This is a genomic window from Parageobacillus thermantarcticus (assembly GCF_900111865.1).
GTDB classification, from domain to species: Bacteria; Bacillota; Bacilli; order Bacillales; family Anoxybacillaceae; genus Parageobacillus; species Parageobacillus thermantarcticus.
On record NZ_FOJS01000028.1, the window covers coordinates 1 to 11,590 of the forward strand.

13 protein-coding genes are annotated in these 11,590 nt (G+C 40.4%); 2 read left to right on the plus strand and 11 right to left on the minus strand.

The features are described from left to right. Positions 1-277 precede the first annotated feature (277 nt). The 3 genes from BM278_RS12455 to BM278_RS12465 form a co-directional block, all read right to left on the minus strand. Positions 278-709, minus strand: coding sequence for a GNAT family N-acetyltransferase (locus BM278_RS12455; protein WP_090950159.1), 432 nt, complete (start codon positions 707-709; stop codon positions 278-280). A gap of 94 nt (positions 710-803) precedes the next feature. Then, positions 804-1,283, minus strand: coding sequence for a GNAT family N-acetyltransferase (locus tag BM278_RS12460; protein WP_090950160.1), 480 nt, complete (start codon positions 1,281-1,283; stop codon positions 804-806). A gap of 311 nt (positions 1,284-1,594) precedes the next feature. Beyond that, positions 1,595-1,858, minus strand: a complete 264-nt coding sequence (locus BM278_RS12465) for a hypothetical protein (RefSeq protein ID WP_090950162.1) — start codon at positions 1,856-1,858, stop codon at positions 1,595-1,597. Between the two features lie 756 nt (positions 1,859-2,614). Here BM278_RS12465 and BM278_RS12470 point away from each other — a divergent pair. Together BM278_RS12470 and BM278_RS12475 are read left to right on the plus strand one after the other, a co-directional pair. After that, the gene (locus BM278_RS12470) at positions 2,615-3,487 is read left to right on the plus strand and encodes a methyl-accepting chemotaxis protein (protein WP_035498686.1); all 873 of its coding nucleotides are present in this window, start codon (positions 2,615-2,617) and stop codon (positions 3,485-3,487) included. Positions 3,488-3,506: 19 nt separating this feature from the next. Next, positions 3,507-4,967, plus strand: coding sequence for an aldehyde dehydrogenase family protein (locus BM278_RS12475; RefSeq protein WP_060476189.1), 1,461 nt, complete (start codon positions 3,507-3,509; stop codon positions 4,965-4,967). A 344-nt stretch (positions 4,968-5,311) separates the two neighbouring features. Here the strand turns inward: BM278_RS12475 and BM278_RS12480 are convergent, their stop codons facing one another. From BM278_RS12480 to BM278_RS12515, 8 genes are all read right to left on the minus strand, one after another. Further along, the gene (locus BM278_RS12480; RefSeq protein WP_090950163.1) at positions 5,312-5,530 is read right to left on the minus strand and encodes a hypothetical protein; all 219 of its coding nucleotides are present in this window, start codon (positions 5,528-5,530) and stop codon (positions 5,312-5,314) included. Positions 5,531-5,595: 65 nt separating this feature from the next. After that, on the minus strand, positions 5,596-6,297 hold the full coding sequence (locus tag BM278_RS12485) for an N-acetylmuramoyl-L-alanine amidase (RefSeq protein WP_090950165.1): 702 nt from the start codon (positions 6,295-6,297) through the stop codon (positions 5,596-5,598). Then, on the minus strand, positions 6,294-6,497 hold the full coding sequence (locus BM278_RS12490; protein ID WP_090950167.1) for a phage holin family protein: 204 nt from the start codon (positions 6,495-6,497) through the stop codon (positions 6,294-6,296). The genes BM278_RS12485 and BM278_RS12490 overlap by 4 nt, the downstream gene beginning before the upstream one ends. 1 nt (position 6,498) lies before the next feature. After that, a complete protein-coding gene (locus BM278_RS12495) occupies positions 6,499-6,738 on the minus strand; it encodes a hemolysin XhlA family protein (protein ID WP_090950169.1) in 240 nt (79 codons plus the stop codon). Between the two features lie 18 nt (positions 6,739-6,756). Continuing rightward, entirely contained in the window at positions 6,757-6,948 is a 192-nt protein-coding gene (locus tag BM278_RS12500) for a hypothetical protein (RefSeq protein ID WP_090950171.1), read from the minus strand. 40 nt (positions 6,949-6,988) lie between these two features. Beyond that, positions 6,989-7,282, minus strand: coding sequence for a hypothetical protein (locus BM278_RS12505; protein ID WP_090950173.1), 294 nt, complete (start codon positions 7,280-7,282; stop codon positions 6,989-6,991). 13 nt (positions 7,283-7,295) lie between these two features. Then, complete coding sequence (locus tag BM278_RS12510; protein ID WP_167359635.1) at positions 7,296-10,115, minus strand: phage tail spike protein; 2,820 nt, start codon at positions 10,113-10,115, stop codon at positions 7,296-7,298. 17 nt (positions 10,116-10,132) lie between these two features. Beyond that, entirely contained in the window at positions 10,133-11,590 is a 1,458-nt protein-coding gene (locus BM278_RS12515) for a phage distal tail protein (protein ID WP_090950177.1), read from the minus strand.

The window sequence follows — 11,590 nt, forward strand, 5'->3', positions numbered from 1 at the left end:
ATATTCGATATACTTTTAGACATAGGTAGGGTTCTCCTTTCTCTGGAATGTTTTTCGTCCAATCAGAGAATACCCTACCTTTTTTCTTTTGGTCTAGCAAAATGTGTTACACAAAATTTTATACATCATCGGAACAAGTTATCTACCTATTTTCCGTTTATTTTTGACGGATACAAATGCACAAGAAAGGGGATACTCTTTATTTGCTAATCAAACTATCCCGCCCTTAGTTGAATAAAAAGACATTATCCTATTTAAAGCATCGCCAACCGGTAGTTCAAGAGAGACTTTTAGCAAACCCAGTACTTTTTTCTATATATCCCATATGTTTATAAAATTCGTGTGCATTTTTTCGTTCAGGGCGATTTCCACTGTTTAAGACAATTGAATGAGCCCCCTGATTCCTTGCCCATCTTTCTGCTTCTTTTATTAATAGCTTCCCAATACCTTTATTGCGATAGTTGGAATCCACTACAAAGGCAATAACACGAGCATAAAGTCCATCTTTTTCATAAAGCACCCCGGTACATAATCCAATCATCCCAACGACTTTCCCATTCATCTCGGCAACCAGAGTATGATAACTTGGATTAGACTCAATATTATTAAATCTTATAGTCATACTTTCCACTGTCGTTGGGTATCCCAACTGCTCCATTAATGAGGCTAATTCAGGTACATCTTTTATAACAGCTTTCCTAATCTTCATACGGTTTCTCCTCCAATTAAAGACGTAAAACAGTTAATTTATCTATCATCTATTTCACTCTCCTGCCTTTTACTTCAATAAAAAAGAGGATGACTCAATAAACTAACTTCTTCACAAATAAAACTCTATCTTGATTTGGTCCATCATAATCTGCATATACAGAGACTCCGTCCACTTCTTTATCTCCGTTTTTTTCGATTTCAAATCCCATTTTCGTATGAAATGCAATGGAAACTTTGTTTACTGGTGAAGTTATACAACGGACGATATTCCGACCATTCTTTTTAACAATATTAAAAAATTCATTATAAAGTCGTTTTCCAATACCGTGTTTCCTATAATCCGGATGCACCCCAACAAAGTGTATATATGCTTCTTCTGGATATGTTTGCGATAGAAAACCGATCAAAAATCCAACGATTTTTCCATCCTTTTCGGCAATGAAACTTGTATTTTGAAAATGGTCGAAGAATAATTTTGGCAACTTATCAGACATTTGCCTCCCGCCCCACCACTCATTGATTAGTGGAGAGATGACATAGTAGTCTGACCCTTTCACTGAACGGATTTCCATCTTAATCCCCCCTCATTATGTAAAAGTCTATTTAAACTAATACTATCATAAGGGCAAATTTAATGTTATTCCTTCTTTAACTAACCTGCCCCTTAGCCAACCATGAAGTGAACTTTAATACATATGATGGAAGGACATTCGTTCTTCCACAGGAAACAACCATGCCGCATCTATGCTTCACCATCAGAAGAATAAATATATGTCAGCTGAAGTCAGAGGTCGATTACAAACTGATACTTCGAGTTCGTATGGGAGTGCTGCCTTTTTGGGTTCATAAATTTTTAAGATATTTGAATAAAAGAAGCAATGGCTTATTTAAACATTGCCCTTGTTAGGTATAAAAAAATTAATCCAGAACCTCCAATAATAAGTAGGAGTGAGATAAAAATTAACCACGTTGATAGAGAAGATGATAATGAGAATACGTCTAATATTTCAAGAAAAATAGCTACTTTCTTTTTGTTTGATGGTAATTTTTTATATTCATTCCAACTTTGCTTGAAATATATTACTCCAAAGGGGAAAAGTCCTATACCTACTACTAACATAATCACACCAATTCCGAAAGTATTCATCGTTACCTTCCTTTTTCTTAACATTAGTCTTAACTATCTTGTCACGTTAGCGAAGCAAACAAAATTTCTCATTTTTCTCACTTCCACCTCACCGAATAACGATTAGTCGCACACGATTTTTCTTGCTTGAATCGTATTCGATAAAAATAAATCAAGGGTTCTCACATTTGTGAGAACCCTTGATCCTAGAGGCTTTTCCCTTATTTTCAGTGCCGATGGTGGGAGTATAACTATATACTATAAAGGTTGATATTTCAACGTTTTTCAGATGTTCAATTTATTTCTGTGCAAAATTTGTGCAAAATTATTTTTGATTCGCAAATCCATGCAAAAAAGACGGAGTCTTACTCCGCCTTCTTTTTCTCTGTTAAAGAGACCTACTCAAAGCGGTATAATATCCTTCTTGAATGCACGCCTCGATCATCGTTCTGGACAGATATCACGTATCGATAAGAGTATAGACGCGATACGGTTTCGTCATCAAGAGAACAGGTTTTACATTTGTTGGGAGCAAACAATCCATTTTCTTGATTCCAGATAACTTTTCATTTCTCTCCTTAAAGGCCTCATAAGGAAACGACAAATTTATTGGGTTGCACCGTGTCCATTTAAAAGTGGTATCTTCTCGCCTATTTAAGATAAAATTTACAAAACTCCTGCTGATCACGATCATATGTCATATTATTGCTAAAATTTTTCACATTAGTTCCGATAATAAGATTAGTAGAAAAAAATTTCTTAAGGAGGTGGCGTGAAGTGAAAAATGTGGCAGAAAAGGGAAAAACAAATGTTGAGGATGTAGAGTTACTCGATGCGTTTCTAAAAGTGGCCCCATACCTGAACCAACTTGTACATGAAGACATTACGGTCGGAATTTATGACACAGAAAAGTTAATTGTTAATTATCCGGCTAAAACATTCTCTTTAAATGTACAACCTGGTGATCCTTTACAAGAAGGCGACATCATCACAAATGCGATCAGACAAAACAAGCTTCTCTCTGCTATTGTTCCAAAGGAACTTTTTGGTGTTGACTTAATTGCAAAGGCAATGCCTATTCATGACCATAACGGTCGTATTGTAGGCGGTATTGGAATCGGAGTTAATATGGAGAAGGCTATGCAATTATCGGAAATCTCTTCTAATCTTTCAGCAGTCGTGGAGGAAGTAACTGCAACGATTCAATCAATGGCCGATTCCATCACCGAACTTTCTAATGAAATAACAACAGTTTCAGAAAAGGCTAAAGAAGTAGCCGAAAATGTTAGTAAAATTGAAGGGATTTCGAATTTGGTAAAAGAAATTGCGGATCGAAGTAATTTGTTAGGACTAAATGCTGCTATTGAAGCTGCAAGAGCAGGAGAACATGGTAGAGGTTTTTCCATTGTAGCGGATGAGGTACGGAAAATGGCCAACACCTCGAAACAACATGTCGCAGAAATCAATGAAAAAACAAACCAAATGAAGAATCTTATTAAGCAGCTAAATGATTTTATTCAATCAGTAAATGAAGAATCGAGTGCCCAATCAGCAGCTATTGAAGAACTGTCTGCTACAATGCAAGAAATCAATACAAATATCCAGATGCTTGCAGAAATAGCGAGACAAAATATTGAAATAGAGAAATAAAATTGGGGGGGCTAAATTCATGGTAAATTTCAAGTTATTAAATAAGCAATATATCAGTGGAGAATGGAAAGATGGTACTAGCAACAGACAACTGGTAGATTTTAATCCATACAACAATGAAATCATTACAACATTTACATGTGCTAGCTTAAAAGACGTTGATGAAGCTTATCAATCCGCAAAAAAAGCCCAAAAAAAGTGGCAACATACGAATCCTATTGAAAAAAGAGCCGTTTTTGAAAATGCGGTAAAATATATTGAAGAAAATAAGGAATCTATCGAAAACATCATTATCGAAGAACTTGGCGGAACAAAACTGAAAGCAGCTTTTGAAATTGATCTTGTTATCAATATTATCAAAGAAGCATCTACATATCCTTTTCGAATGGAAGGAAAAATTTTACCATCACCAGTTGATGGGAAAGAAAATCGCCTATATCGTATTCCGGTTGGAGTTGTCGGTGTGATTAGTCCTTTTAACTTTCCGTTTTTCCTTTCTATGAAATCGGTCGCTCCTGCATTAGGAGCAGGGAACGGTGTTGTCCTCAAGCCGCATGAACATACACCTATCACCGGTGGAACGCTCATTGCCAAAATTTTTGAAGAAGCCGGTCTTCCAAAAGGCCTACTAAATGTTGTTGTAACTGAAATTGAAGAAATTGGCGACGGATTTATTGAACATCCAATTCCAAGGGTTATTTCATTTACAGGCTCGAGTAAAATTGGAAAACATATCGGGGAAGTTGCTGGGCGTCATTTGAAAAAAGTTTCATTGGAGCTGGGAGGAAATAGTGCTCTGATTGTCTTGGATGATGCTGATATTGATCTTGCTGTCAGTGCCGCGGTTTTCAGCCGCTTTACACATCAAGGCCAAATTTGTATGTCAGCGAATCGCATTATCGTTCATGAAAAAGTATATGATGAATTTTTAACAAAATATGTACGTAAAGTGGCCAGTTTGAAATGCGGTGATCCAAGAGACCCTGAAACAATTATTGGACCATTAATGAATGAACGGCAAGTTCAAACGATTGTTAACCTTATTGAAACAGGTATAAAAGAAGGCGCAACACCTATTTTAAAAGGAGAAGTGAAAGGAAACGTTGTAGAACCAGTCATATTTACTGATGTTACGCCTGATATGACGATTGCCAAGGAGGAGCTTTTTGGCCCGGTTGTATGTATTATGAAAGTCGAAAATGACCAGCAGGCGATTGAGTATGCTAACAGCAGTGATTTTGGTTTAAGCGGTGCTATCCATACATCAAATATTGAACGCGGAGCGGAGATGGCGAAACAGATTGAAACTGGCATGATCCATATTAATGACGGAACCATTAATGATGAACCAGTAGTTGCATTTGGTGGAGAGAAAAATTCAGGTTTAGGACGACTCAACGGCTCGTGGAGCTTGGATGCATTTACAACTCTTAAATGGATTTCCATTCAACATACACCGAGAAAATACCCATATTCGTGATCATGATAGAGTCGGTATCCGTCGTTCACTAAGTGAGTAAATCGCTCATAACTCTTTGATACACAAAGGGTTATGAGTGATTATGTTTTCTCATGTATTCTTACCGGAGCTTCGAGAAGGTCATTGAAAAGCATTTTGATTGAAAGTCTTTTTTAAATTTTTTACATTTTTCTTACCTAAGCCAATGTTTCTATCGAAAAACTGATACAGATTGTTCAAAACAATCATCAAGACGATAACGGATAAAAACTTTCTAAAAATAGGAAAGAGAAAGTTGGGGAGCTTTTTCTTTCAGCTTGTCGACAAAGCTAAAAGCTCAGCCCTTCTCCGATGAGAAGGGCTTTTTACTTGGAATCATCTTCAGCGTCCTCGTGGAAAAACGGATATTTCAGGAGCATTTTCTGGAATAGACCTTCATCCTTGATTGGAAGTCGACGCTGTGGAGATTTGTAGTAGCACTTCTGATGAATGACAGTGTTGATGATGTCGAGGAAAACTTTGTCGTCGATCTGGACCGGTTCAGAACAAATGGGACAGCGCAGTCGGCCGACGATTTTGAACACGGGATCACCTCCATGATGAATATTTCAACAAAAACAAAAAAAAGCCCTGCCAGAAGGCAGGGTCACTACACAATAATCGCAGGGTATCCTTTCTTTTTCAACTCTGCGGCAAGACGTTCTGCATTTTCTTTTTCCGCAAACGCTCCGACTTGTACGCGGTATAATTTTTTGTCAGACACTTTTTGTTGTGGTTTCGGCTGCGGTTGTGGTTTTGCTTTTTGCGGCAATCCCAAAAATTTTGCAATGCCGCGTGCATGTGCTTCGCCGACTGCTTTGAGAAACGCTTCGTTTTTCAATAGTTTTGCGTCATTAGAATCGATAAATAAATTCTCGGTCAAAACAGCCGGCATTGCCGTTTCGCGCAGAACAGCATAGTTAGCCCGTTTTTTGCCGCGATCGGTAATATTTCCGAACTGGCGCATTGCTGCTAGAATTTCGCTATGCAACACGTTTTGCAAAGCGATTGTTCGAGAAGAAACGCCGCCGTTGTAGACATACGTCTCAAAGCCGGTTCCTTTCCCGGCGTTGATATGCACGCTGACAAATACGTCCGCTCCCCAATCGTTGGCCATTTTTGCTCGTTGGCTCAATGTTAGCGTCTCGTCTCCTTTTCGGCTAGTACGCATCGCGAATTCGGTATAATTCGCTTGCAAGTAGTCCATCGCGTATTCGACGATTCGATGTGTCAAATCTTTCTCTTTCAGCCCATTCGCAACCGCTCCTGGATCGCTGCCGCCGTGTCCTTTGTCCAAGAAGATTTTTTTCATTTTGTATCCTCTCCTTTATCTTGATACCATTTTCCTTCTTTCGGATTAGAAATGATTCCTAACATAATCAAAATGGTTAAAATGCTGTTGACATAAGCGTCATATCTCTCTGGTGTGATATGAACCCCTGCATCTTGAAGGAGCATAAAAAGAAGTGAAGCCACCGATACCCATAAACCATAATTTTTAAAACGCTCCATCTTACACACCACCCCCTTTCAACGCAGCAAAAACAATGGCTACGATGCCGCCGACTACCGAAACAATTATTGCGTTCGTGATCGTTCGTCGTAGCCATTTTGTATCGTCCTTGATTGCTCGAATGTCATCGCGCATATCTTTGATGTTTGCCTCCGCGACCGCGAGACGAGTTTTGACATCGACCATGTCATCACGGAGCATTGTCACATCTGCTTCCAATTTTGCGACACGTTGTTCCATCTGCGTCATCCTTTCTGTCTATTCTCGAACAGGAACGACTGCCTTGATCGACCGCGCATCAATAATCACGTTGCCAATGACAACGACATAATCCGGAGTGTCATGATTTTGCGCAGCTTTGATTTGCTCATATAAAGCTTTAGCATCAAACTTTTCCACTTCTGTAATATGTTCTTCTCCACCGTGTTCAACGATTTTCACTTTTGTCATTTCCTATTTCTCCTTTCATACAAAATATAAAAAGCCCTATTTAGGGCTTCAAATCTTCCCGTACATAGCGCATTAATAACCTTACATAATATCGCTGAATTTCTTCCTCGACTGGCAGATCGCCTGTTTGAAAAGGTTCATCTGTGTCATCTGGTGGGATGTTCATGTTTAATATCTCAATGGCGCCGCATTCCGGACACTGAACCGAAACATTTTCAAATTGGTTAAATTCCGGTAGAAAACGAGCATTTTTTTGCGGCACTTTCGTTTTATATTCCATTTGACAAAAAGCGCATTGTATCGTCATCGTTTGACCAATAAGTGATTTTAGCACGGTATTCATCCCCTTATGCCGTATAGTATCCGCGCCAATAGCGATATGCATTATTTTTGTCTCCACCGTCGATATAAAGCCAAAAGCCATCAGGCGAAATATCTATGGCGTGTAGATGCGTTGAGTAAATCAGATTATGCGATGTTCCCGATAGACTGATAGATGACGGCGTGTACGTTTTTTTTGTGCGAAAATTAACACCTACGCCAGCGACAGGGCCGGTTATCCCGGTTGTTACACCGCCGACGCCGCAAAAACCTCTCTCGGTGTTAGGCGTTCTGATCTCCTTAGCATCCATCGTGATATAATCGCGCGAACGAATTGTTAATTCTCCGAATGATCCGGTTGGCGGTTCATAATAAGAAATGGATGCATCGGATGTTGTCGATCTTCTAAAATTTATAGCGTCCGCTTTAACCTCTGAATGATAATTGTTAATGTTATCCACCTTTACAGAGCCGTTATCAATCGTTAAATTGCTACCATACGTCGACGAATTCGACTTGAATTGTGTTCCACTTAATACTATTCCTTCAGTGTCGGCTGTTGGAGAAGTTTTAATGACAACACCTGTCATTTCGCCAGCCGTCACCGTACCCAGGTTTGCGCTAATCGCCGATAAACTATTAACGTTCAGTTTATCGGCTGTGACTGTACCTGCCGTAATCTTTGACCCGTGAAGATTAGCGATCTTCGCGTTATCCACCGCGAGGTTAGCAATTTTGGCATTCGTGATGGCGGCGTCCTGAATTTGCGCCGTTCCAACTGCCGCTGTTGCTATCTTTGCGTTCGTAATTGCACCGTTTTGAATTGCGGCGTTTCCTACTGCTGCACTTGCGATTTTAGCACTCGTAATTGCAGCGTCTTGGATAGCACCTGTTCCAACCGCTAAATTAGCAATTTTAGCGTTAGTAATTGCACCATCTTGAATTGCAGCAGTACCGATAGCAGCATTAGCAATTTTCGCACTTGTGATCGCTCCGTCTGCAAGCTTCTGTGCTGTAACTGCCAAATCGGCAAGCTTGGTATTATCAATGACGCCGTTTTGCAACTTTTCCGCACTAATGGAAAGGTCGGCAAGTTTTGCGTTGTTGACCGCCCCATTGGCGATTTTTGTGTCCGTTACCGCTCCGTCCGCTAACTTTTGTGCCGTCACCGCAAGGTCGGCAATGTGCTGTGCATTCACTGCACCGAACAAGATGTCATCGCTGATGATTTTGACTGTCGATGCAGATACCTCGTTCGTAAACGCTCCGGCTTGACCGTACGCGTTCACTGCACGTAGGCGGTAGTACCACGTTTGGTTCACATCGACGTCATGCGTAAAACCGCTCGTTTTGCCTTTATAAATTAGGTTCGTCGAACTCGGCGTGAACCCGGCTGTTTGCGAGGCATACAACTCGTAATATGCCACGACTTTCGACGTATCAACATCCCACGTCAAGACGACTTTTTTAAACGAGCCGGTTGCCGAAAAGTTCGCCGGCACAGCTGGAGTTTCGCTTGGCGCTTTTTGTTCCGCATATTGTTGTGTATATTGTTCTGCGTATTGTTTCGCGTTTTGTTCTGCTTGGTTCGCCTTCTGCGTGGCGTCATCGGCCGCGACTTGAATTGCTTCTTGCTTTTTCGTCTCCGACACAGCGTCAGCGTAATACGTGCTGTCTTGGTACACCGTCGAGTCTTTCGTGTCGATTTCTTCCTTGGTGTACGTGACTTCCATCACTTTCGATAAAGAGACTTTCTTTGCAATCTCTGCCTGTAGACGTTTGTAAATAGCAAAAACATCTTCTTCCGTATACTCGATATAGTCACCAAGCGTTACGGTTTTTTGTCCATTCTGCTTGATAGACCGTTCGACCGTATGGATACGCGCTTCAAGATATAACGGCGGTGTGAAAGCTGTGTCTTTAATTCGGATCGTGTCACCGAGACGGAATTTTTCATGTTCCAAACCCGGCACTTTTTCGAGGTCAACGACGTCACCTGTATACTCGACGAACGAATTGATACGTTTTGCAAGCTCTGCTTCTGTTAGTGAACGCAATTGTTCGAGCGTCATATTACTGTCGCTCGAATCTGGTTCGTATACATCAACAAGGTGTTTTCCATTACGTCCCCATCGCGCCAATGCGTCTTTGTCCTCGACGAACACCTGCAAACGTGTTCCATCGTCGCGTTCTGGTCCAATCCCAACAAGCGCCGTGACGATGTTTGAAAAATCCTCTTTCCGTTCAATACCGATCAAATCTTTGCCGAATTCGACTTCGCGTCCATTCCAACCGCCTACGTGTTCGATTAAATCAACATAACGCCGCGTGACTTTGTTGCCGTCCGTTTCGACGCGAAAATGAAGTTCTAAATTAAACTCACTAGCAATTTGCTTCAAATACGAATATGGATTTGTGTATGATTCGATAGTGATTGTGCGGGAGCCGGCAAAATCCACCGTCCCAACAGCCCATTCTGTACCTGATAATGCCATCTCGGCATGTTGTTTCGCTGTCCACGACGGCGTTGTTTGTGGCTCGATTACTTTGGCTTTTGATAGTTCAATATATGAAGCGCTTGTATAGACTTCAATAAATAAACCATTAGTGCCATGAAATTTTCGTGTATTCTCAATAATGAATTCGATATATTCTCCGTCTTCGCCAGGTATGATAACACGGTTTCTCTCAGCCAAGTATTCAGAAAAGCTTTTGTTTGCAAACGTCGTAAAGTCAAATGTTTCTAGTGTATCTTTTAACGACTTTGTATGTTTGTCTTCCCAAAATTCTGATTCGTCGATTACACTTAAAATACGGTCCGTTTTTCCGTCTATAATATGAATCAAATAAGCCACCCCTTTCTCTATTTGAATCGTTCACGGTATCGACAAGTTACGTTAAACGACTGCTCGGGATAAACAGTCAATATATTTTCGCCAGGCTTTAATTTAAAAAAGCGAGCCCCAAAATCTTTTAAATCCAGATGGGATTCGCCGTTAATCAAAATATTTTTTTCTTTATGATCGAATGTGATGACGTCACCTTCTCGTGCAATATACGGAATTTCCGATTGTGTTATTGGATTCCACTTAAATACTTTAATATCATGAATACCCATTGCTGTAATTGGTGTATATGAACTTAGTTGACCAAAATGAACTTGTATTTGTGCAAGGTTTTTTCTAAATTGTCCTTCTGTATCGCGCCAAGAACGATACATTCTTGCGGTGTGTTCTCCGGTTGTTTGGTCAATTTTTGCGATATAGGCGAACCATTCGTCATTGTACCGCCCAATACGCAACATGCCGAAAAAGTTAGTCCATGTGCTCGGGGTAGCTCCAGTATCATTAAACATGTAGTAATTAACAGCAGCATTACCTACTCGTGCTTCACCATAAGTTGCTGCTCGACTAGGGGTGGTATCTCTTAAAGCGATTTTAGAAATAACATCTCCGTCTTCAGCTAATAAATAAATTTCTAACCGCCCAACAGATGGTGCACTATTGAAAAATTCTACAATTGCATCAACACGGAAATGTTCTAACACCTGAGGTAAACTCGTTTTCATTGCTGGACCGTGCCAACTGCCACTACCTGTGCCAAAATTTATAGGATAAAACTTATATCCATTTGACGCCATCGTACCAGCTACGGTTCCATCAATGTTGCTTCCTGTTGTCCATCCTACAAGTGTGTCACCGTGTGACCAAAAAATCCGTTGTTCTCGCTCAACAGGAACTTGATCATCTACATTTACTGGTTTGCCTATCATCATATATTCGTCGTTTTGATTTTGAATCAATGCGAATGTGACCGGCTTTAAGACTTCGAGATCAAAGATCGGGTCACCCGGGGCTGTACCCTTGTAATTCAGAGAGACGACGTCGGACGGGAAAACGGCTTCTTTCTCTGGTCCGTAGATATATGGATCCAACATAGTTAGAGTTATTTCAAATTCCCCGTCCGAATCGCTGATGTTCTCGATGTCGAACTCTCCTTCTTGCATGACGAAAATCTCTTTGTCAGGCGTAATATCGCGAATGATTGAAAATGCTTCTTCGCTGTAAAACAGGTCAAAGATCGTATGTTTTAAAGCATCAAACTCTTGCATACTATCAGTTTCAATTTGTAAAACAATACGAACGTGGCGTTCATCTTCTTGTGTGTTTACCAGATAAGCGCCCCGTCTGCCGGGAACAGTTAACTTATTCCGATTTAGGTTGGGCGAATATATATGAAAAGACGAAACCCATATCCCCAATTCGTGCATATCGTATATGTTTCCGCCCTTTTTGACAACAAAATTTAACGGGCTTTTCAT

Coding starts and splice junctions, on each gene's coding strand:
- BM278_RS12485 (WP_090950165.1), bottom strand. CDS start 6,297: ATGAAAAAAATCTTCTTGGACAAAGGACACGGCGGCAGCGATCCAGGA.
- BM278_RS12500 (WP_090950171.1), bottom strand. CDS start 6,948: ATGACAAAAGTGAAAATCGTTGAACACGGTGGAGAAGAACATATTACA.
- BM278_RS12495 (WP_090950169.1), bottom strand. CDS start 6,738: ATGGAACAACGTGTCGCAAAATTGGAAGCAGATGTGACAATGCTCCGT.
- BM278_RS12460 (WP_090950160.1), bottom strand. CDS start 1,283: ATGGAAATCCGTTCAGTGAAAGGGTCAGACTACTATGTCATCTCTCCA.
- BM278_RS12515 (WP_090950177.1), bottom strand. CDS start 11,590: ATGAAAAGCCCGTTAAATTTTGTTGTCAAAAAGGGCGGAAACATATAC.
- BM278_RS12465 (WP_090950162.1), bottom strand. CDS start 1,858: ATGAATACTTTCGGAATTGGTGTGATTATGTTAGTAGTAGGTATAGGA.
- BM278_RS12490 (WP_090950167.1), bottom strand. CDS start 6,497: ATGGAGCGTTTTAAAAATTATGGTTTATGGGTATCGGTGGCTTCACTT.
- BM278_RS12475 (WP_060476189.1), top strand. CDS start 3,507: ATGGTAAATTTCAAGTTATTAAATAAGCAATATATCAGTGGAGAATGG.
- BM278_RS12455 (WP_090950159.1), bottom strand. CDS start 709: ATGAAGATTAGGAAAGCTGTTATAAAAGATGTACCTGAATTAGCCTCA.